The organism is Arthrobacter sp. G.S.26 (assembly GCF_050847375.1).
In the GTDB taxonomy this organism is placed as follows: domain Bacteria; phylum Actinomycetota; class Actinomycetes; order Actinomycetales; family Micrococcaceae; genus Arthrobacter.
In genome coordinates, this window is sequence record NZ_CP193752.1 from 3,169,863 (window position 1) to 3,191,091 (window position 21,229).

A 21,229-nucleotide genomic window follows, 5' to 3' on the forward strand; every position below is an offset into this window, starting at 1 on the left:
CGGGGCCACCGGCACTTGAACAGGTGCGGGCGGCCCCGCGTTCTTATGCTTTCCGAAAACCCTTAGACCTGGGCGGCGACGCCGTCGCGGGAGATGGCCACCATGTCCCCGCGGGGCACCACCTTGATGCGTTCCCGCTTGACCTCCACACCGTGCGAGCCGCCGGCTTCGGTGGCGGCAGCGCCGAGCGCCAGCTCATGGGCGTCCAGGGCCAGCCAGCCTTCCCAGGACGTGAACTTCACGCCGCGGGTGTCCAGGAGTTCAACCACAGCGTCCGCCTCGGGCACTGCGGCTACCGGCAGGTTCCCGCGGTCTTCCAGCAGGTACGTGACGGTCTCCAGGGCGTCGCCCTTGGTGTGGCCGATCAGGCCCACGGGTCCGCGCTTGATCCAGCCCGTGGCGTAGATGCCCGGCACGTGGGTGCCTGCGGCGTCCAGGACGCGGCCGCCGTCGTTCGGCACCACGCCCTTCTTGTGGTCGAACTCGATCTCCGGCAGGGCCGAACCGAAGTAGCCGATCGCGCGGTACACGGCCTGGACCGGGTAGTCCACAAACTCGCCGGTGCCGCGGGCGTTCCCGGTGCCGTCCAGTTCGGTGCGCTCGAAGCGCATGCCGGCCACCTTGCCCGGGGTTTCCGGGGAGTCGACGATTTCCACCGGGCTGTGCAGGAAGTGCAGGTGCAGGCGTCGGGAGGCGGTGAGCTCGGAGAGGTCCTCCGGCTGCTCGGCGATCCAGTTGGTGAGCGTGCCAACCATGGTTTTGACCTGGTTGTTGCTCTGGATCAGGCGGTCCGATTCCTCGTCGAACTCAAAGTCCTCCGGGTACAGGATGATGTCCACGTCCTTGGAGTGGCTCAGCTCGCGCAGCTCCAGCGGGGTGAACTTGACCTGGGCCGGGCCGCGGCGGCCAAAGACGTGCACGTCGGTAACGGGCGAGGCCTTGAGGCCGGCGTAGACGTTCTCCGGGATCTCGGAGACCAGCAGGTCATCGGCGTGCTTGGAGAGGACGCGGGCCACATCCAGGGCCACGTTGCCGTTGCCGATCACGGCGATTTCCGTGGCCTCCAGCGGCCATTCGCGGGACACGTCCGGGTGGCCGTCGTACCAGGAGACAAAGTCCGCGCCGCCGTAGGAGCCGTCCAGCTCGATGCCGGGGATGTTCAGGTCCGCGTCCTTGATGGCACCCGTGGCAAAGATGACCGCGTCGTAGTGCGTGCGGAGGTCCTCGATGGTGATGTCGGTGCCGTAGTCCACGTTGCCGAAGAAGCGGATGTCGCCGCGGTCCAGGACCTTGTGCAGGGCGTTGACGATGCCCTTGATGCGCGGGTGGTCCGGGGCCACGCCGTAGCGGATCAGGCCATAGGGAGCCGGGTAGCGGTCGAACAGGTCGATGCTGACGGTCAGTTCGCCGCTTTTGACGGCCTCGCTCTTGGTGAGGATGTCCGCTGCGTAGACACCGGCCGGGCCGGAACCCACAACGGCGACGCGCAGGGGACGCTCGGCAGAACCTACGGAAGTGCTTGATGACACGGCTGTGTTCCTTTTGTTCGTTCCTTCCCAACTGACTCGCAGTTATTGTCGTTTTGAGCGTTCAAAACGACAACAACTGCGAGTCAGTTGGGTGGGGGGCTAGGTGGTGACTCGGGCGGTACGGGGACGGTTCGGGGTGGTGGTGCTGTAGTCAGCGGTCCGGAAGTGCGCCGGGGCGAAGGGGCTCACGCGCACCACGTCACCGATGACGATCACTGCTGGATTGGCGACGCCGGCCGCTTCCGCTTGGTCGGCGATGGAACCGAGGGTGCCAATCGTGACGCGCTGGTCCGGCAGGTAGCCGTTTTCAACAATACCAACCGGGGTGTCCCCCGGCAGGCCTGCTCCGCGGAGGGCGGACGCGGATTCGCGGAGCTGGGCCACGCCCATCAGCAGCACAATGGTGTGGTCGGCGCGGGCGGGGACTTCCGAAAGTTCCTCATGGCCGGTGACCACGCTGAAGCCTTTGGCCAGGCCGCGGTGGGTTACGGGAATGCCTGCTGCGGCGGGGACGGAGATGGCCGAGGTCACCCCGGACACCACCTCCACCTCGACGCCGCGCTGACGGCAGTACTCGGCTTCTTCGCCGCCGCGGCCCAGCACATATGGGTCCCCGCCTTTGAGCCGGACCACGCGGTGACCCTGCAGGGCTTCGTCGGCAAGGATCCGGTTGATCTCCGCCTGCGGCACCGGGTGGTGGCCGGGGGTCTTACCCACTTCGATGATGCGGACATCGGGTGCCAGTTCCTTCAGCAAGCCGCGGGGGCCCAGCCGGTCGGCAACCACAACGTCGGCCTGGCCCAGCAGCCGGCGGCCACGGACGGTGATCAGGCCGGCATCTCCGGGACCGCCGCCAACCAGCGCCACGGAACCCCGGTGGGCGCGGCGGCGGCGCAGCGGCAGGTCGCCGGTTTCCAGTGCGGTGGCCACGGCGTCACGGACTGCCATGGCGCGGCGCGGGTCTCCCCCGGCGTTGACGGCGATCTTGACGTCATCCACCTCGGCGACGGCTGGGGTCCACGCGGCGGAAGTTTCATGGTTGGAAGCGTTCACGCACCAGATGCGCTGCGCTTCGGCGTCGGCAGAAACCTGCGCGTCCACGGCGGCGTTGCCCGTGGCGGTCTGGACGAACCAGGCGCCGTCCACGTCGGCGGAAAGGTAGGGGCGCGGCACCCAGGCCAGGAGGCCGGCGTCGGCCAGTTCCTGCAGGGCGGCGCAGGCAGCGGGGGCCACAACGGTGACGCGGGCGCCTGCATCCAGCAGCCCCTTGGCACGCCGGGCAGCGACGGGTCCGCCGCCCACCACCAGCACGGGGCGGCCCAGAAGCCGCAGCGCCGTGGGGTAAATGTCCTGAATTGCCATGGCTCAACGGTAGGGCCGCGTCACATTCGCCTACAAAGGCCGGGCAACACCAGTTCACTTAAGGTAACGCTGCGTCACATAGGGACGCGGGTCAGGAGAGGCCGGCGAGGTATCGTCCGCGGCGCACGATGAGCCGCTCCAGGTACCTGGCCAGCACCAGTTTTTCGGCCAGCCGGCCCAGCACACCGAGGGGTGCGGTGAATTCCACCGAGTCGGTCATCACGCTGCCCGTGGGTGTGGCCTCGAAACCGTGGACGTGCCGGAAGGACGCAAAGGGGCCCCGGACCTGTTCGTCTGTGAAGCTTTCCGGGAAGTCCAGCCGGGTGACACGGCTGGTCATGGTGAGCGGGATCCCGAAGTGCCATGCCCGCCAGGTCACCTGCTGGCCCAGGCCAATCAGCCCGGACGTCACCCCGGCCACGGCCCGCTCCGCTGAGCCGCGCTGCGATTCGACGTGCAGGTCGATGCTCCGCGCCAGGTCGAACAGCCGCTCCGGCGGCAGGGTGGATTCGGTACGGCACACGAAGCTGACGGTCACCAGGCCAGTCTTACACGCTTAAACGGCAAAGCCCGGCGGCTGGTGTCCGGCCGTCGGGCTTTGCAGGGGTTGGATGGGGGCTAGCGGGTGCTGCCGGCCAGGAGACCGCGGCTGCGCAGGAGCCGCTTCTCAATGGGCCCGAACACCAGCAGTTCGATCAGGATGCCCACGGCCAGGATCAGCAGGATGGCCGACATCACGATGGTCATGTCCGACAGGACGCGGCCCTGATCGAGCAACGAGCCGAGTCCGAAACCAATGGTGCCGCCCACAGCAATGATTTCCGCAGCCATCAAGGACCGCCAGGAGAAGGCCCAGCCCTGCTTCAGGCCGCCCAGGTAACCCGGCAGCGCGGCGGGCAGGATGACCTGCAGCGCCATCTGCAGCCGCGAGGCGCCCAGCACCGTTCCCACCCGGCGGTACTGCGGCGGGATCTGGTCCACGCCGGAGATGAGCCCGTTAATGATGGAGGGGATGGCGCCCATAAACACCACGAAGTACACGGTGGCGTCGGTCAGCCCGAACCAGATGATCGCGGCCGGCACCCAGGCCACGGACGGCAGCACCTGCAGACCGGAAATCAGCGGGCCGAACGCCCGGCGCAGGGGCGCCACCTGGGCGAGCAACAGGCCGATGGGCGTGGCGATGGCAACCGAAATCAGGAAGCCCACCAGGCCACGCTGCAGCGAGGTCCACACGGCCTCCTGCAGTTTGCCCTCGCCCCAAAGGACTCCGATCTGGCCCAGGACGTCCAGCGGGCCGGGCACCAGGTCGCGGCGCTTGAGGCCCAGGGACACGTAAAACTGCCAGATCAGCACCAGCACCACCAGGGCGGCGACGGGCAGCAGGATGCGGCTCCACTCAATCCGGTGCTTCCGGTCGGCGTCGGACTGGAGGGAGTCGAGGCCGGCTTCGAGCTCGCGCAGGTCCTCCCGGCCGGACGACGAACGGGTCAGGGCGGCGTGGACGGAGCGGTGGCCCTCATCGGGGGCGTCCGGGTGCACCTCGGCGAGAGGGGTGGGGTTACTTGGCATGGCGGCGGATCTCCTCCCGCAGCCGGGACGTGATGGCCCCGGTCAGCTGGCCGGCGAGTCCGGCATCGGTGTGGTGTTCCTCGGTGACGGCCCATTCCTGGACCACCCGGCCGGGGCGTGAGGACAGCAGCAGGACCCGCTGGCCCAGCCGTACAGCCTCGCGGACGTTGTGCGTAACAAAGACGATGGTGCGCCCGGTTTCCTTCCAGATCCGCTCCAGCTCGTCGTGCAGCAGGTCGCGCGTGATGGCGTCCAGGGCGGCGAACGGCTCGTCCATCAGCAGCAGCTGCCGGTCCTGGGCGAGCGAACGCGCCAGCGACACACGCTGCCGCATGCCGCCGGAGAGTTCGTGCGGGCGCTTGTCGCCGGCTGTGCCCAGGTGGACCAGTTCCAGGAGCTCCTGCGCCTTGATGCGGCGCTCGGATTTGCCCACGCCGCGCAGCTTCAGCGCCAGCTCGATGTTTTCCCGGGCGGTCAGCCAGGGGAACAGGGCGGCGTCCTGGAACATAAACGCGGCGCCGTCGCTGGGTACTTCCAAGGCGCCCGACGACGGCGCTTCCAGTCCCGCGATGATGTTCAGCAGGGTGGATTTGCCGCAGCCGGACGCACCGAGGAGGGCGACAAACTCGCCTTTGCCGATGGTGGCGTTGACGTCGTCCAGCACCGGGGCGCCGTCGCCGAAGCGTTTGCCCAGATGTTCCAGTACGACTGGCATGGTGCCGTCCTTAGGTAGGGGGTGTGGTCAGTCCTGGCCGAGGCCGGCCGCGGAAATCTTCGCTGCGGACTCCGTGACGCCGTTGAGGGCGCGGAGGTCGAACAGGCCGGTGATGTCGGCCTGCTTGGTGGTGCCCGCCGTGACGCCGTCCGCCAGCAGCCGGGGGTAGCTGCCGGCCAGCGGGTCCAGGGTGAAGGTGATGTTGGCCAGGGACCGGGCCAGGACGTCCTCAGGCAGTGCCGCGCCGGCCGATTCCTGCAGGGCTGCGTTGATGACGGCGGCTTTGTCGGCGGTGGGGGCGGTGTTGAGCCAGTCCACGGACCTGGCATGGCCGCGGAGGAGGGCCGACACGGTGTCCGGGTGGTCGGCGGCGAACTTCTGGTTGACGATCAGGATGGTGGTGGGGAATTCGCCGGGCTTGCCGGTCTCCGCCCCGTCCCAGAGATCCTTCTCATCCACCAAAACCTGGGCGCCGGCGGTCAGCACCAGGCGGGAGGCCCACGGCTCCGGCAACCACGCGCCGTCGAGCTTTCCGTCCTGGAAAAGCTTCAGCGACTGGGAGTTTTCGGTGGGGTTGATGGCCACGTCGCCGCTGCCGTCCACGTTGGTTTTGTAGCCGTTGCCTGCCAGCCAGGCGCGGAGCGCCACGTCCTGCGTGCCGCCCAACTGCGGGGAGGCCAGGGTTTTGCCCTTGAGGTCGGCAGGGGTTTTGATTTCCGGTTTGACCACCAGCTGCGCGCCGCCCGCTGCTGCCCCGGCGATGACCTTGACGGACTGGCCCTGGCTCTTCACAAAGGAGTTGATGGCGGGGTTGGGGCCGATGTACGCGGCGTCGATCGCACCGGCGTTCAGCGCCTCGATGGCGGCGGGCCCGGCGTTGAAGGTTTCGGTGCTGAGCGTGGTGTTGCCCAGGGCTTCGGCGAGGAAACCCTGCTTGATGCCCACCAGCGCCGGCGCGTGCGTGACGTTGCCGAAGTAGCCGAGTTTGAGTTCGGCGGCGGGTGTGGGCTCGGCGGCTTCCGCGCTGGCGTTGCGGGAGACGGTGGACGACACCACGGCCCCCACCACGATCAGCAGGACCAGGCCGATGGCCAGGGCGGCTTCGAGCGCGCGCTTGCGCTGGGGTGCAGCGCTTTCGCCTGCCACGATGCGGGTCATCCCGGGCTTGGAACTAGTCATTGTTTCACCATAGGGAGTGACCCAAACCCGTTCAACGACGCGGAAACGGGGGGTCACGGGGGTTCATCTGGCGTCACATTCCGCCGGAAACGCGAAATCGCCGGAGCGCTGCGGGGTCGCCGGAAATTTCCGGCGATTTCGCAGCGCTCCGGCGATTTCGGCCGGCTTAGATGGAGTAGCGCTCGTCCTCATGGTCGCCCGGGTGGTCCTTGACCAGGCCGGCGGCGAGGGTGTTGCCATCCAGGGGGTCGATCACCAGGAACGCGCCGGTCCGGCGGTGGTGCAGGTAGTTCTCCAGCGGCAGCGGCGCTGCGAGCCGGAGCTGCGCGTGGCCAATGTCGTTGAGCTCCAGCGTTGAGGCGGCCTCGAGCTGGAACGATGCCAGGTCCAGCTTGCCGCTGACGTTCCGGACCAGCGCCTGCACGGTACGGGTACCGTGCTTAACCAGCACCTTGGCGCCCTCGCGGAGCGGCTTGGGCGAGAGCCAGCACAGCGCTGCGTAGAGGTCGGCGGAAGCTTCGCGGACGGTCCCTGCGGCGGCGATGGTGTCACCGCGGGCCACGTCGAACTCATCCGCCAGGCGGATGGCCACCGACTGCGGCGCTGCGGCTTCGGTCAGTTCAGCGCCGGCAAAGTCGATGCCCGCTACCGTGGTGGTGCGGGGGGCCTGGCCGGGCGTGAGCACGGAGACCTGGTCGCCCACCTTGACGGAGCCTTCGGTGATCTGCCCGGCGTACGCGCGGTAGTCACGGTAGGCCTCCACGTCCAGCCCGGCGGCCACGGCGTCGGGAGCCAGCGCACCCTGCGGCCGGACCACCAGCTGGACCGGGAAGCGGAAGCTTTCCAGGTGGCTTTCGAGTTCGTCGGCAGCCGGCAGGGTTTCGAGGACCTCCAGCAGGGCGGGTCCGGTGTACCAGGGGGTCCGCGCCGAGCGTTCCACCACGTTGTCGCCGTCCAGGGCCGACACGGGAACCACCAGCAGGTCGGTGATCCCGTCCGAGCCCAGGCCCAGCTCGCGGCCCACCTTCTGCACGTCGGCTTCGATGTCACGGAACACGGACTCGCTGAAGTCCACCAGGTCAATCTTGTTCACGGCCACAATCACGTGGGCCACCCGCAGCAGCTGCAGCACCGAAAGGTGCCGGCGGGTCTGCTCCAGCACACCCTTGCGGGCGTCGATGAGGACGACGACGGCATCCGCCGTGGACGCGCCCGTCACCGTGTTTTTGGTGTACTGGACGTGCCCGGGGCAGTCGGCCAGGATGAAGCTGCGCTGGTCGGTGGCGAAGTAGCGGTAGGCCACGTCGATGGTGATGCCCTGCTCACGTTCGGCGCGCAGGCCGTCGGTGAGCAGTGCCAGGTCGATGCCGCCGGCGGCGCCGCCGAAGCCACGGTCCGCGGAGGTGCGGGCCACGGCGTCGAGCGTGTCGGCAAGGATCGCCTTGGAGTCGTGCAGGAGCCGGCCCACCAAAGTGGACTTGCCGTCGTCGACCGATCCTGCGGTGGCGAACCGGAACAAAGTGGTGGGCAGGGCTGTCTCCAGCTCGGCGGCCAGGAGTGAAGTTTCGGTGCTCATTTAGAAATACCCGTCCTTCTTGCGGTCTTCCATGGCTGCCTCGGAGATGCGGTCATCTGCGCGGGTGGCGCCACGTTCGGTCAGGGTGGAGGCTGCAACCTCCACCACCACGTCGGCCACCGTGTAGGCGTCGGATTCCACGGCGCCTGTGCAGGACATGTCGCCCACGGTGCGGTAGCGGACCGTTTTGGTGATGACGTTTTCGGTGGGCAGCGGCTGGCTGACCTCGCCCACCGCACGCCACATGCCGTCGCGGGCAAAAACCTCACGCTCGTGGGCGTAGTACAGGCCGGGCAGCTCGATGTTCTCGCGCTCGATGTACCGCCAGATGTCCAGCTCGGTCCAGTTGCTGATGGGGAACGCGCGGACGTGCTGGCCCACGGTGTGGCGGCCGTTGTACAGGTTCCACAGTTCGGGGCGCTGGTTGCGCGGGTCCCACTGGCCAAATTCGTCGCGGAGGCTCAGGATCCGTTCCTTGGCGCGGGCCTTGTCCTCGTCGCGGCGGCCGCCGCCGAAGACCGCGTCGAACTTGTTCCGCTGGATCGCGTCCAGCAGCGGGACCGTCTGCAGCGGGTTGCGGGTGCCGTCGGCGCGCTCTGCGAGCTCGCCGCTGTCGATGAATTCCTGCACGGAGCCCACCACCAGTTTCAGGCCCAGGCGCTCCACGGTGCGGTCCCGGAAGTCCAGGACCTCAGGGAAGTTGTGGCCGGTGTCCACGTGCAGCACGGGGAACGGTACCTTGCCGGGCCAGAACGCCTTGGTGGCCAGATGCAGCATCACCACGGAGTCCTTGCCGCCGGAGAACAGCAGCGCGGGCTTCTCGAACTCTGCCACCACTTCACGGATGATGTGGATGGCCTCGGACTCGAGGGTGTCCAGGCTGCTCAGCCGGGTCGACTGCAAAGGGGCGGCATCTGCTGCGTAGGCGTCAGCTGTGATGGGTGTGCTCATGTGTGAAGTCCGCATTCTGTCTTGTCGGTTCCTGCCCAGCGGCCGGCGCGGGGGTCGTCGCCCGGCGCCACCTTCCGGGTGCAGGGCTGGCAGCCAATGGACGGGTAGCCCTGCGACAGCAGCGGGTTGACGGGAAGGAGGTTGTCATCGGAGTACTGGACCAGTTGGTCGAAGGTCCAGGCGGCCACCGGGTTGACCTTGACCAGGCCGTTGGCCTCGTCCCAGGTCACCAGCGGGGTGTTGGTGCGGGTGGGGGCCTCGTCGCGGCGGACTCCGGTGAACCAGAGTTCGTAGCCGGACAGGGTGCGGCGCAGCGGGCCCACCTTGCGCAGCGCGCAGCACTGGGCGGCGTCCCGGGCAAACAGGTCCTTGCCCAGCAGCCGGTCCTGCTGCTCCACAGTGGTCTCGGGCAGCACGTCCACCACGTTGACGCGGAGGTTCGCGGCCACCTCGTCCCGCGTGGCGTAGGTTTCCGGGAAGTGGTAGCCGGTCTCCAGGAACAGGACGTCGACGCCGGGAAGCTGGTCGGCCACGAGGGCCGGCAGGACGGCGTCGGCCATGGAGCAGGCCACGGCCACGGCGGGCAGTTCGAAGTTCCGCTCCACCCAGGCGATGACGTCCCGGGCGGGGGCGTCCCAGCCCAGCTCGGCGGCGCCGGCTTCGGCGAGGGCCTTCAGCTCATCGTGGGAGCGGAGTTTGGCAGGTGCCACGTGTGTGCTCACTGGAGTGCCTCCTCGTCTGCTGCGTGGGCCCATTCGGCGAAGGTCTGGCCTTCGGCACGCTGGGCCACGAAGGTGCGGACAACGCGCTCAACGTAGTCGGGCAGGTCGTTGACGTACACCTTGAGGCCGCGGACGGTGCGTCCCAGGCCTGCTTCCTCGCGCTCGTTGGAAGCCAGCCCGCCGCCCAGGTGGACCTGGAAGCCGGGGGTGGGATCGCCGTCGGGCGTTGGCAGCATCATGCCCTTGAGTCCGATGTCCGCGGTCTGGATGCGGGCGCAGGAGTTGGGGCAGCCGTTGATGTGCAAAGAGAGTGCCTGCGGCAGTTCACCGGAGCCGGCGAGGTCCGCCAGGCGGCGTTCCAGCTCGGCCACGGCGGTTGCCGCCGTCAGCTTGGTCTCCACGATGGCGAGCTTGCAGTATTCGATGCCGGTGCAGGCAATGGTGCCGCGGCGGAACACGGACGGGCGGGCGGAGAGGCCCAGCGCGTCGAGCTCGGCAACCAGCGGTTCCACCTGGTCCTTGGCAACGTCCAGCACCACAAGCTTCTGGTGCGGGGTGGTGCGCAGGCGGTAGGAGCCGCGGGCCTCGAGGGTGTCCGCGAGCTTGACCAGCGCGGCACCTGACAGCCGGCCGGCCATCGGGGTGGCGCCAATAAAGAACTTGCCATCCTTCTGTTCGTGCACACCGATGTGGTCGCCGGGGGTGGTGGGCTTGGGCGCGGCCGGGCCGTCCGCCAGTTTGTAGCCCAGGTATTCGTCTTCGAGGATCTGGCGGAACTTCTCCGGGCCCCAGTCGGCCATCAGGAACTTCAGGCGGGCCTTGGTGCGCATGCGCCGGTAGCCGTAGTCGCGGAAGATGCTGGTGACGCCGAGCCATACTTCGGCGGCCTCTTCCGGCTTCACGAACGCGCCCAGCCGCTTGCCCAGCATGGGGTTGGTGGACAAGGCGCCGCCGGCCCAGAGGTCGTAGCCGATGCCCAACTCGGGGTGCTTGACGCCCACCAGTGCGAAGTCGTTGATCTCGTGGACCACGTCCTGGCTGGGGTGCCCGGTGATGGCCGTTTTGTATTTGCGGGGCAGGTTGGACAGCAGCGGGTTGCCGATGAAACGCTCGCCCAGCTCCGCGATAAGCGGCGTGGGGTCGATGATTTCGTCCTTGGCGATGCCGGCCACGGGCGAGCCCAGGATGACGCGGGGCACGTCGCCGCAGGCTTCGGTGGTGGACAGGCCAACACTTTCGAGCCGGGTCCAGATCTCGGGGATGTCTTCCACCCGGATCCAGTGCAGCTGGATGTTCTGCCGGTCGGTGAGGTCGGCCGAGTCCCGGGCGAAATCAACGGAGATCTGCCCGATGACGCGCAGCTGCTCGGTGGTCAGCGCACCGCCATCGATCCTGACGCGGAGCATAAAATACTTGTCTTCGAGCTCGTGCGGCTCGAGCGTTGCGGTCTTGCCGCCGTCGATCCCGGGTTTGCGCTGCGTGTAGAGGCCCCACCAGCGGAACCGGCCGTGCAGGTCCTGGCCGGGGATGGAGTCGAAACCCTCTTTGGAGTAGACGGACTCGATACGCTCGCGCACGTTCAGGCCATCGTCTTCCTGCTTCCAGGTTTCGTTGGCGTTCAGCGGCGTTTTGCCGTCCACTTTCCACTGCCCGTGCGGCTTTGCGGCGGGACGGGACGAGCGGGCAGGGCGCTTGGCGCCAGCGGAATCCGCAGACGCTCCGGCTAGAGCTGTATCAGTCATGCATCGACTGTAGGTCCCGCCCGAATGGCGTCACAAAGGTTCGGGAAACGCTAAGTCACCTAGGGAAATATTTCGTCACGAAACGCTTCACGATGCCCGGCAGGCTCCGCTTCTGTGCAGGACCGGCAGGTGCCTCCGCTGCCTCGGTTTCCGCCGCGGCCGACGCCGGTGCTGCCGCCGGCGCTGCAGCTCGGGGCGCCGTTTCCGGGGGTGCTTCGGGCTGGGGTGCTGTGTCTGAAGGTGCTCCGGCCTGGGGCGCTGTGTGGCCGGCGACGGCGTGGTCGTAGCGGTCCAAGGCAACCTGGGCCAGCACGTCGGAGGGCAGCAGCGGCTCGGCCACCACGTCGGCCCCGGCTTTGGCCAGCTGGTCGTGGAAGAACCCGTGGGCCAACAGGTAGGAAGCGATGATGACCCGCCCCTTGCCCTCTCCCCCGGGATATTCGGCCCGGAGCGCGGCCACGGCGTCCGGCACGGAAGGTTTCTCGGCTGCACCGTACGCCGGCACAATCCTGTTGCCGCGCAGTTTCCGCAGGTGCGCTGCCACCTCCTGGACGCTGACTGCAGCGTCTGGGTTGGAAGATCCGGCGGCGGCCAGCACCACGGCGTCGTCCGCGGTGATTCCCGCTTCCCGCAAACGCTGGTCCAGGACCTCCGCCAGCCGCGGGTCCGGCCCCAGCGGCGCTGAGGCCAGGCTGTTGGCGCGGCTGCCCACGGCCCGGGCGATATCGACTTTTGTGTGATACCCCACGCTCAGCAGGAGCGGGACCACCACTGCGGCCTCCCCTTCAGGCAGGCCGGCCATCACGTCCACCAGGTCCGGGTCCTGCACGTCCACGTAGGACTCGCGGACGTCCAGGCCGGGCCGCAGGGCGGAGATTCCGGCGCGGAGGCCGTTGACTTCGGCACCCCCTATGTCGCTGGACGTTCCGTGGGCGCAGGCGATCATGATCGGGCTGTTCATACGGGCTAGCGTAACGTTGGAGCCGCCTTGTCCGCCCTCCGAGAATGACCGGGACGTTCCAATGACATTCCCTTTTGACATCGCCCTGGTCTGGCTGGACCTGGCCGGCGTCTTTTTCTTTGCCGTCTCCGGGTCGCTGCTGGCCGCCCGGAAACAGTTCGATCTAGTGGGCTCCCTGCTCCTGGCGTCCCTGGTGTCGCTGGGCGGCGGGGTGATCCGTGACATCATCCTCAACACGGTTCCGGCCGCGTTCACCAATCCGGCGTACCTGCTGCCGCCGCTGCTGGCCACGTTCCTGGTCTACTCGCTGTATTCCAGCGTCCAGCGTTTCACCTCGCTGCTGGTCCTCTTTGATGCCGGCGGGCTGGCACTGTTCTGCATCACCGGCACGCTCAAGGCACTTTCGCTGGGCATGAACCCGTACTCGGCCATCCTGCTGGGTGTCACCACGGCCGTGGGCGGCGGTCTGTTGCGCGACGTCACGGCCAACGAGGTGCCCCAGCTTTTCAACAACGGTGACCTCTATGCAGTCCCGGCTTTCACCGGCGCCGCCCTGACCACCCTGCTCTGGCTGGGCGGGTTGTTCAACGGCCTGACGGCCTTCGGCGTCGCCGCCCTGGTTTTTGCATTCCGCGTTGTGGCCTGGCGCCGTGCGTGGACCATGCCGATGGCGGTCCATGGACGGCACCGGCGGCAGTCCGGCGGCGGCAAACCGGGCACCCGGAATTAGCTAGGATATGAGCATGACTGACATGTTCCTCGAGAAATTCCGCGCGCTGGTTCCGAAGTATCTCGAGGATGAATGGCAGGAAGCTGACGGCCTCACCGCCGAGGAGCTGGACACCGCCCTGGCCGACCACCAGTTCGAGATTCCCCTGGTGCTGCGCGAGTTCTACCTGGCCATCGGCGGCTGCGAGGACCTCATGGAGGCCTACCACTACTTCTGGGACCCTGAAGAGCTCGAAGTTGATGACGAAGGCTTCCTGATGTTCCTTGAGGACGAGGAAGAACAGTTCACCTGGGGCTTCCGGATCGGCGACCTCGGCGTCCCGGATCCGATCGTCTACCGGCGCAACAATGCCCGCGCGCAGTGGAAGTCGGAAGAGGGAACCTTCTCTGAGTTCGTCTTTGACATGTTCGAGTGGGCCTTCGAGGACGACGAGTCCTAGCCTCGGGCTTTCAGCACACACCTCTTCGTGACAATTCCAATAACAAGCCTCTTGCGCAATATGACAAAACTGTCATAGACTCTTCATGGATCCGCTAAACGCCTCCGGCGGATCTGATGCGAACGGAGAGATAGCCTCGGTTCTACGCAACGGATAGCTCGTATCCCTTGCTGCGAACCGGGGCTGTCCCGTTTAACAGGCCCCTTAGCGCAGGCCCCGCCTAACGAACAGACAAAAAGAGCCCGGCACCCGTAGGGGCGCCGGGCTCCACACAAAATGTCAGCTGGCCCGGTCCACGACTGCCAGCGCAAAGTTGGACAGCGAGGACTTGACCACACCTTCGGGCAACGGCGCCAGCGCGGCGATGGCCTCATCGGCCCAGCGGCGTGCCACCACCCATGATTCAGCTGTCACGGCGTGCCCGCGCAGGCCCGCCACGGCGGCAGCCAGGGCCTCGTCCGAGGTCAGGTCGCCGTCAATGAGCTTCAGGAGTTCGACGGCGGACTCGTCGCCGGCAGCCGCATCGCGCCGGAGGAACAGGACGGGTAGCGTGGGGACACCTTCGCGGAGGTCGGTTCCGGGGGATTTCCCGGACTTGACCTTGACCCCGGTGACGTCGATGACGTCGTCGGCGAGCTGGAAGGCAACACCTACCTTCTCGCCGTACTCCACCAGCAGGGATTCATAGGCTTCGTCGGCGCCGGCAAAGATGGCACCCAGCTGCCCGGAAGCGGCAACCAGCGAACCGGTCTTATCCGCAATGACTGACAGGTAGTGCTCCACCGGGTCCTCGTCCGGCCGCGGCCCCACGGTCTCGTGCAGCTGGCCGAGGCACAGCCGCTCAAACGTGCGGGCCTGGATGCCCAGCGCCCGGGAACCGAGCTCGGACACCAGGATGGAGGCACGGGCGAAAATAAGGTCCCCGGTCAGGACGGCCACGGAGTTGCCCCACACCTCATGGGCGGTGGGAGCACCGCGGCGGAACGGGGCGGAGTCCATCACGTCGTCGTGGTACAGCGTGGCCAGGTGGGTCAGTTCCACCACCACGGCGGCCTGCACCACGGCGGGCAGCGAAGCGTCACCGAGGTGTGCGCAGAGCAGGGTCAGCAGCGGCCGGATGCGCTTGCCGCCGGCTTCCACCAAATGCCGGGACGTGGCGTCGGCCAGGGGGTCGGAGTTGGCGATTGCCTCGCGCAGCTTCTTCTCCACCTTGGCCAGGTTGGTGGTGATGGCGGGGCCCAGGTCGGCATCTTCGGCGATGGCTGCGAACCCTGCGGGCAGCTGGAGCCCGGTGGCGATGGCGCTGGTATTCAGGGACGGCTCAGCGTCGGTGCTGCCGTGTCCGGCATGGGTCCAGCTGTGGTCTGCGGCGTTGGTCACGGGTTAACCCTAACTTTTTGTTGCGGATACCGCTGGTTCGAAGCAGACGGGGTGTTGGATGTGGCGGGAACCAGCGATTCCAGGAGCCGGATGGCCCGGTCCTCGAAGCCCTTGGCTGACGGATCCGTGAGGTTGGCCAGCAGGCGCACCACGAACTTCATCAGCACCGGAATGGGCATGCCGGTGCGCAGCGCGAGTTTCATGATGGCGGGTTTGCCGATCAGCGCGGCGAAGGCCCGGCCCAGGGTGAAGTGGGATCCCCACTGGTCCCGCACGTAGTCCGCGTACCGCGAAAGGTGCGCATCGGCGTCGTACGTTCCACCGGAGGAGGCGGTGCGCGAGGAGGCGTCGATGATGAACTCGGCGGCGAACCGCGCGGATTCCATGGCGTAGGAGATGCCTTCGCCGTTGAACGGGGAAACCATGCCGCCGGCGTCACCCAGCAGGAGCAGGCCCGGCGAGTAGTGCGGGGTGCGGTTGAAGCCCATGGGCAGCGCGGCGCCGCGGATTTCGCCCACCTGGTTCTCGGGCGTGAAGCCCCACTCGGCGGGCATGCCGGCGGTCCATTCGCGGAGCACCTGCTTGTAGTCCAGCTTGCCGAAGTCCTTGGAGGAGTTCAGGATGCCCAGGCCCACGTTGGAGGTGCCGTCGCCCACGCCGAACACCCAGCCGTAACCGGGAAGGAGCTTGCCGTCGCGGCCGGGAAGTTCCAGCCAGCCTTCCATCCAGTCGTCGTCGGTGCGGGGGCTGGTGAAGTAGGTGCGGACGGCCACGCCGAGGGGCCGGTCGTCGCGTTTGTGCATGCCCAGGGAGACGGCGGTGCGGGTGGAGTTGCCGTCCGCGGCGAGGACGACGTCGGCACTGAAGTCGCGCGTCTGCCCCGTCTTGCGTCCGTTCCCGTCCAGGATCGCGGCGCGGGCGCCGGTGACGCGGCCGCTGTCGTCGCGGAGGGCTTCGGTGACACTGTGCCGTTCCAGGATTTCGGCGCCGGCAGCCTGGGCGTGCCGGGCCAGCTCCTCGTCGAAGCCCAGGCGGGTGCGGATCAGGCCGTACTGCGGGAAGTCCGAGACCTCGGGCCACGGGAGTTCGATGGTGCGGCCGCCGGCGATCAGGCGCAGGCCCTTGTTGCGGCGCCAGCCTTCGCCTTCGGGGTGCGGCAGGCCAAGCTTCTGGATTTCACGGACGGCGCGGGGGGTAAGCCCGTCGCCGCAGACCTTCTCGCGGGGGAAGCTGGTCTTTTCCAGGACCGTGACGTCCAGGCCGGCCTTGGCCAGGTAGTACGCGGCGGTGGATCCGGCCGGGCCTGCGCCGACTATCAGTACCTTCACAGTCTTAGCGGACGATGTTGCGGCGCAGCTTTGCCACCGGGCCCTTGTGCGCGGCGATGGCGGCGGCCGCGCTGTCCGGAGCCGAATCTGCGGGCTTGAAGGCGCGGTGGACGGCCACGATGCCGCCGGTCAGGTTGCGGTAGGTCACGTTTTCCCAGCCCTCTTCCTGCAGCCACGCGGCCAGGTGGTCCTGGTCCGGCCAGGCCCGGATGGACTCGGCGAGGTAGACGTAGGCGTCCGGGTTGGAGGCCACCTTGACGGCGATGGCGGGCAGCGCGCGCATCAGGTATTCGGTGTACATGGTGCGCCACAGCGGCACCACGGGCGAGGAGAACTCGGCGATGACCAGGCGTCCGCCGGGCTTGGTGACGCGGAGCATCTCGGCCAGGGCCTTGCGCGGCTCGTTGACGTTGCGCAGGCCAAAGGAAATGGTGCTCGCGTCAAAGGTGTTGTCCGCGAACGGCAGGTTGGTGGCGTCACCGGCGATGAAGTTGATGTCCGGGCGGCGGCGCTTGCCCACCTTGAGCATGCCCAGGGAGAAGTCGCAGGCCACCACGTCTATGCCCGCATCCGCATATGGCTCGCTGGAGGTGCCGGTGCCGGCGGCGAGGTCCAGGACCCGATGGCCCTTGGAGACTTCCATCGCGTCCACCACAACCTTGCGCCAGCGGCGCGTCTGTCCCATGGACAGGACATCGTTGACGACGTCGTATTTCGGTGCGACGTCGTCAAACATCGTGGCTACTTCGTCCGGACGCTTATCCAAGGATGCTCGGTTCACCAGTCCATTGTCTCAAATGTTCAGCAGGCTGCGGACCACCTTCGGCGCCCAATTCAGGCACTGACCGGGGGCGGGGTACGCGGGAGTACTGTTGTCTCATCATGACGAGCACGTTCCGCACCCTGACAGTCCCCCTGGATGGAACCACTTTCCCCGGGGGGCTGCCCTCGTTTCTGGTCCGGGACGACGTCCTTTGCTGGACCCGCCGCGAGGCCGGCCTGGTGGGTTTTGGCGAGATAACCCGCTTCACCGCCAGCGGGCCCGACCGCTTCCTCGAAGCTGACATATGGTGGCGGCACCTGGTCCTCGAGGCTGAGATCACGGACTCCGTTGAGCTGCCCGGCACCGGTCCCGTGGCGTTCGGTTCCTTCGCATTCTCCAAGGTCTCCAGCCACCGCTCCCGGCTGATTGTGCCGGAGATTGTGGTGGGCGTCCGGGACGGCCGCGCCTGGCTCACCCAGATGGCGTTCGACGGCGGCCCACTCACCGAAGCGGGCGCCCGCGCCGCGCTTGCGGGGTGGCTGGAGTCCGACGCCCCTGCTGCTGCCGAGTCCGCCGGCTCCGGCTCCCCTGCCGCTGCCCCTGCTGCCGGCCATGGCGACGCCGGCCGTCCCGGCGCCGCGCTGCCGGCGGAACCTGCTGCCGCCGTCGCGCCTAAACTCGAATCCGGTTCCCTCAGCGAGCACGACTGGATGGCAGCCGTGACGGCCGGCGTCGAAGAGATCCGCGCCGGGAAACTGGAAAAGCTGGTCCTGGCCCGTGACGTTGTTGCCACCATTCCGGAGGGTGTCAACGCGGCGGCGATCCTGCAGCAGCTGGCGGTCCGGTACCGCGAATGCTGGACCTACGGCGTGGACGGGCTGGTGGGGTCCACCCCCGAGATGCTGATCCAGGTGGAAGGCCGGACCGCGCAGGCCCGCGTCCTGGCCGGAACCCTGGACCGGCGTGACGCCGAGGGCATGGCCGGCTCGCCGCTGGAATTTGCCGAGCGGGTACTGGCGGGCTCGGAGAAGCAGCGGCACGAACACGAGATCGCCATCCAGTCGCTCACCACGCAGCTGGCACCGTTTTCCGAGGCCATGAACGCCCACGACGAGCCGTTCATCCTGGAACTGCCCAATGTGTGGCACCTGGCGTCAGACGTTAAGGCGGAATTGGCCGAGGTGGAGGGGCACGTTCCCACCTGCCTGGCCCTGATCAACGCACTGCATCCCACCGCTGCGGTCTGCGGCACCCCCACGCTGGTGGCCGGCGCCCTGATCCGCAAGCTCGAACACATGGACCGCGGGCCCTACGCGGGACCCGTCGGCTGGCTGGACGCGGCCGGGAACGGCGAATGGGGCATCGCGCTGCGCGGCGCTGTGATCGAAGCCCCGGACACCATCAGGCTGTATGCCGGCTGCGGCATCGTCGAAGGCTCCCAGCCGGAGGCCGAACTGGCCGAGACGTGGGCCAAGTTCCGCCCCATGCTGGAGTCCCTGGGCATCAGCTCCTGACCCACGCCGCCGTCCCTTAGAGCTGTGGGTGGACCTACGTCCGGGATGTCAGACACTCCCGCGGGCTGGGGCCTTGATTTCGACTGTGCTTTAGTTATCCAATAGTGAAACTAAGTTTCCTGTGATGCACATCTCATAATCGGCGCTACACTATGAACCGATTTAGTACCGCATACTCCTGCAACAAAAGGTAAGAAACATGCAGCTCAAGTCCCTGGCCACGGCCAAATTGACCGCCAAGGCAGCAGCAGTCCTCGCCGTGGGTGCCCTCACCCTCACCGCGTGCGGCGGCAGTTCAACCCCGGCAGCTTCCGAAGGCGGCATCTCGCTGATCAACTCCGGCAAGCTGACCATCTGCTCCGATGTGCCTTACGAGCCCTTCGAATTCCAGAAGGACGGCAAGACGGTGGGCTTCGATATCGACATCGCCACCGAGCTCGCCAAGGACCTGAAGGCCGAGCTCAACATTGTTGACAGCTCCTTCGAGGCCATCGAGACCGGCACCGCACTGACCGGCTGCGACGTGTCCATCTCCTCCGTCTCCATCACGGATGTCCGCAAAAACGTCATGGACTTCTCCGACCCCTACATGGATGACGACCTGACCCTCGTGGCGAAGGAAGGCTCCGGCGTAGAGAACGTCGACTCAGCCAAGGGCAAGAAGGTTGGCGTGCAGCAGGCCACCACCGGCGCCAAGTACGCGCAGGAAAAGGGCATCGAAGCGCAGCAGTTCGAGGATTCCGGCCTCCTGGTCCAGGCCCTCGAAGCCGGCACCATCGACGCGGCACTGGGCAACCAGTCGGTCCTGGGCTACGCCATCAAGGACAACACCGAGTTCACCCGCGTTGAGGACTACACCACGGGCGAGAAGCTGGGCATTGCCGTGAAGAAGGGCAACACCGCCATGCTGGAGCAGGTTAACACCACGCTCAAGCGCCTCACCGATGATGGCAGCCTGGCCAAGTTCCAGACCGCCTGGTTCGGCGAAACCGCCAAGTAAGGAGCACCGGAGCCCACGCGGCCCCGGTCAGCAGATACAGGTAATGGGGCCCCGGACGGATGAACGTCCGTCCGGGGCCTTCGCCACGCACAACGAATTGAGCACCCCATGGCATTGACCGCACGTCAGCGAGCCAAAGTAAGCCTGTATGTCCAGGCCGGAATATTCGTGGTGGCTATCGCCGCGCTGATCCTGGCGACGGACTGGAAGACCATGGCCAACAGCGTCTTCAACTTCGGCAAGATCGGGCCCATGTTCCCGGACATCTTCCTGGTTGGCCTGAAAAACACCCTGATCTACACGTTCCTGGGCTTTGTGGTGGGCCTCAGCGGCGGCCTGCTCCTGGCCCTGATGAAGCTCTCCAGCTTCCCGCTGTACCGCTGGATCGCCACCGGCTACATCGAGTTTTTCCGGGGCATCCCCGCGCTGCTGGTGTTCATCGCCTTCGGCTACGGCGTCCCGCTGGCGTTCGGCGTCCAGTGGAACGTGACCATCATCGTGATGATTTCCCTCGGTATGGTGGCTTCGGCATATATCGCCGAGACCCTCCGCGCCGGTCTGCAGGCCGTCCCCAAGGGACAGTTGGAAGCGGCCCGGTCGCTGGGTATGCCGCAGTGGCGGGCCATGGTGTCCATCGTGATTCCGCAGGCCTTCAAGATCGTCCTCCCGCCGCTGACCAACGAGGTCATCCTGCTGACCAAGGACTCCTCGCTGATCTACGTCCTGGGCCTGACCGCCTCGCAGTTCGAGCTCACCAAGTTCGGCCGTGACGGCATCTCCAGCCTGGGTGCGGGCCTCACGCCGCTGCTGGTGGCCGGCGCCTTCTACCTCGTTATCACCATCCCGCTGAGCCTCCTGGCCCGGAAGTTCGAAAGCCGCTCCGCGCGGACCAAGCGATAGGCAGGGAAGACAATGAACGACGTCGTAAACGGCCCCCGCGGGGGAGCCGCAAAAGTCCACGCAGCAGGGGTCGCCATCAAGGACCTGCGCAAGTCCTACGGCTCCAACGAGGTCCTCAAGGGGATCAGCCTCGAGGTGAAACCGGGAGAGGTGGTGTGCCTGATCGGGCCCTCCGGCTCCGGCAAGTCAACGCTCCTGCGCTGCGTCAACCTTCTGGAGCAGCCCAACCAGGGCAGCATCCAGGTGGGCGGCTTCGAGGCGACCCACCCCGATGTGGACATCGACAAAATGCGCCGCAAAGTGGGCATGGTGTTCCAGCAGTTCAACCTGTTCCCGCACCTGGACGCCAAGCGCAACTGCTCGATCGCGCAGACCAAGGTGCTCAAGCGGTCGCAGGCGGAGGCGGACAAGGTCTCGCTGCACAACCTGGAGCGGGTGGGCCTGGGCCACCTCGCCGACCGCTTCCCGGATCAGCTGTCCGGCGGGCAGCAGCAGCGCGTGGCCATCGCCCGGGCGCTGAGCATGGACCCCGAGCTGATGCTGTTTGATGAGCCCACGTCCGCGCTGGACCCGGAAACCGTGGGCGATGTCCTCTCGGTCATGCGGAACCTGGCCAAGGAAGGCATGACCATGCTGGTGGTCACCCACGAGATGGGCTTTGCCCGCGAAGTGGCGGACCGTGTGGTGTTCATGGACGGCGGCGTGGTGGTGGAGGAAGGCGTGGCCGAGCAGGTCATCAGCGCTCCCACACAGCCGCGCACCCAGGAGTTCCTGCGCCGGGTCCTGGATCCCACGCATATCGACATCCAGGAGTAGGCCGCCTTTTCGACCCGCAAATTCCCTGTCGCCCCATATATTCCGGGGGC

The 21,229-nt window shown here is 67.1% G+C and carries 20 protein-coding genes; 6 read left to right on the top strand and 14 right to left on the bottom strand.

Going from position 1 to position 21,229, the window contains the following annotated elements; translation table 11 throughout:
* Positions 1 to 62: 62 nt before the first annotated feature.
* The 11 genes from ACRB8A_RS14565 to ACRB8A_RS14615 form a co-directional block, all read right to left on the bottom strand.
* Entirely contained in the window at positions 63 to 1,529 is a 1,467-nt protein-coding gene (locus ACRB8A_RS14565) for an FAD-dependent oxidoreductase (RefSeq protein ID WP_056596834.1), read from the bottom strand.
* Positions 1,530 to 1,628: 99 nt separating this feature from the next.
* Positions 1,629 to 2,891: a uroporphyrinogen-III C-methyltransferase gene (gene cobA / locus ACRB8A_RS14570; protein WP_050683842.1), complete on the bottom strand. Its 1,263-nt coding sequence runs from the start codon at positions 2,889 to 2,891 to the stop codon at positions 1,629 to 1,631.
* Positions 2,892 to 2,982: 91 nt separating this feature from the next.
* Positions 2,983 to 3,429: an SRPBCC family protein gene (locus tag ACRB8A_RS14575; protein WP_050683841.1), complete on the bottom strand. Its 447-nt coding sequence runs from the start codon at positions 3,427 to 3,429 to the stop codon at positions 2,983 to 2,985.
* Positions 3,430 to 3,509: 80 nt separating this feature from the next.
* Complete coding sequence (locus ACRB8A_RS14580) at positions 3,510 to 4,463, bottom strand: ABC transporter permease (protein ID WP_432244945.1); 954 nt, start codon at positions 4,461 to 4,463, stop codon at positions 3,510 to 3,512.
* Positions 4,453 to 5,178, bottom strand: coding sequence for an ABC transporter ATP-binding protein (locus tag ACRB8A_RS14585; protein WP_050683839.1), 726 nt, complete (start codon positions 5,176 to 5,178; stop codon positions 4,453 to 4,455). Before ACRB8A_RS14585 ends, ACRB8A_RS14580 begins: the two co-directional genes overlap by 11 nt.
* 27 nt (positions 5,179 to 5,205) lie before the next feature.
* Positions 5,206 to 6,336 carry an ABC transporter substrate-binding protein gene (locus ACRB8A_RS14590; RefSeq protein WP_050683838.1) on the bottom strand — a complete coding sequence of 377 codons (1,131 nt, stop codon included), beginning with the start codon at positions 6,334 to 6,336 and terminating at the stop codon, positions 5,206 to 5,208.
* Positions 6,337 to 6,523: 187 nt separating this feature from the next.
* The gene (locus tag ACRB8A_RS14595) at positions 6,524 to 7,933 is read right to left on the bottom strand and encodes a sulfate adenylyltransferase subunit 1 (RefSeq protein ID WP_050683540.1); all 1,410 of its coding nucleotides are present in this window, start codon (positions 7,931 to 7,933) and stop codon (positions 6,524 to 6,526) included.
* Positions 7,934 to 8,884, bottom strand: coding sequence for a sulfate adenylyltransferase subunit CysD (cysD, locus tag ACRB8A_RS14600; RefSeq protein ID WP_056596828.1), 951 nt, complete (start codon positions 8,882 to 8,884; stop codon positions 7,934 to 7,936).
* Positions 8,881 to 9,639, bottom strand: coding sequence for a phosphoadenylyl-sulfate reductase (locus ACRB8A_RS14605; RefSeq protein ID WP_432244946.1), 759 nt, complete (start codon positions 9,637 to 9,639; stop codon positions 8,881 to 8,883). Before ACRB8A_RS14605 ends, cysD begins: the two co-directional genes overlap by 4 nt.
* The gene (locus ACRB8A_RS14610; RefSeq protein ID WP_056596827.1) at positions 9,603 to 11,348 is read right to left on the bottom strand and encodes a nitrite/sulfite reductase; all 1,746 of its coding nucleotides are present in this window, start codon (positions 11,346 to 11,348) and stop codon (positions 9,603 to 9,605) included. The genes ACRB8A_RS14605 and ACRB8A_RS14610 overlap by 37 nt, the downstream gene beginning before the upstream one ends.
* 55 nt (positions 11,349 to 11,403) lie before the next feature.
* Positions 11,404 to 12,309, bottom strand: coding sequence for a sirohydrochlorin chelatase (locus ACRB8A_RS14615; RefSeq protein WP_432244947.1), 906 nt, complete (start codon positions 12,307 to 12,309; stop codon positions 11,404 to 11,406).
* A gap of 61 nt (positions 12,310 to 12,370) precedes the next feature.
* Here ACRB8A_RS14615 and ACRB8A_RS14620 point away from each other — a divergent pair, with 61 nt between their 5' ends.
* Entirely contained in the window at positions 12,371 to 13,039 is a 669-nt protein-coding gene (locus ACRB8A_RS14620; RefSeq protein ID WP_050683535.1) for a trimeric intracellular cation channel family protein, read from the top strand.
* A 13-nt stretch (positions 13,040 to 13,052) separates the two neighbouring features.
* A complete protein-coding gene (locus ACRB8A_RS14625) occupies positions 13,053 to 13,478 on the top strand; it encodes a hypothetical protein (protein WP_050683534.1) in 426 nt (141 codons plus the stop codon).
* A gap of 279 nt (positions 13,479 to 13,757) precedes the next feature.
* Here ACRB8A_RS14625 and ACRB8A_RS14630 read toward each other — a convergent pair whose 3' ends face one another.
* Genes ACRB8A_RS14630 through ACRB8A_RS14640 form a run of 3 tightly spaced genes read right to left on the bottom strand, consistent with a single transcriptional unit; the run spans position 13,758 to position 16,967 of the window.
* Complete coding sequence (locus tag ACRB8A_RS14630; RefSeq protein WP_056596820.1) at positions 13,758 to 14,858, bottom strand: polyprenyl synthetase family protein; 1,101 nt, start codon at positions 14,856 to 14,858, stop codon at positions 13,758 to 13,760.
* Positions 14,855 to 16,186: a geranylgeranyl reductase family protein gene (locus ACRB8A_RS14635; RefSeq protein WP_432244948.1), complete on the bottom strand. Its 1,332-nt coding sequence runs from the start codon at positions 16,184 to 16,186 to the stop codon at positions 14,855 to 14,857. The genes ACRB8A_RS14630 and ACRB8A_RS14635 overlap by 4 nt, the downstream gene beginning before the upstream one ends.
* A 4-nt stretch (positions 16,187 to 16,190) precedes the next feature.
* Positions 16,191 to 16,967 (bottom strand): demethylmenaquinone methyltransferase, encoded by a 777-nt coding sequence (locus ACRB8A_RS14640; RefSeq protein WP_082484014.1) that lies wholly within the window; start codon positions 16,965 to 16,967, stop codon positions 16,191 to 16,193.
* A 101-nt stretch (positions 16,968 to 17,068) separates the two neighbouring features.
* On the opposite strand from ACRB8A_RS14640, the gene ACRB8A_RS14645 reads away from it, so the two are divergent.
* The 4 genes from ACRB8A_RS14645 (at position 17,069) to ACRB8A_RS14660 (ending at position 21,179) form a co-directional block, all read left to right on the top strand.
* Positions 17,069 to 18,463 carry an isochorismate synthase gene (locus tag ACRB8A_RS14645; protein ID WP_050683530.1) on the top strand — a complete coding sequence of 465 codons (1,395 nt, stop codon included), beginning with the start codon at positions 17,069 to 17,071 and terminating at the stop codon, positions 18,461 to 18,463.
* 199 nt (positions 18,464 to 18,662) lie between these two features.
* Positions 18,663 to 19,463 (top strand): ABC transporter substrate-binding protein, encoded by an 801-nt coding sequence (locus ACRB8A_RS14650; RefSeq protein WP_056596807.1) that lies wholly within the window; start codon positions 18,663 to 18,665, stop codon positions 19,461 to 19,463.
* A gap of 108 nt (positions 19,464 to 19,571) precedes the next feature.
* Positions 19,572 to 20,363, top strand: a complete 792-nt coding sequence (locus ACRB8A_RS14655; RefSeq protein WP_050683528.1) for an amino acid ABC transporter permease — start codon at positions 19,572 to 19,574, stop codon at positions 20,361 to 20,363.
* 12 nt (positions 20,364 to 20,375) lie between these two features.
* Positions 20,376 to 21,179 carry an amino acid ABC transporter ATP-binding protein gene (locus ACRB8A_RS14660; RefSeq protein ID WP_050683527.1) on the top strand — a complete coding sequence of 268 codons (804 nt, stop codon included), beginning with the start codon at positions 20,376 to 20,378 and terminating at the stop codon, positions 21,177 to 21,179.
* The last annotated feature ends 50 nt before the right edge of the window (positions 21,180 to 21,229 follow it).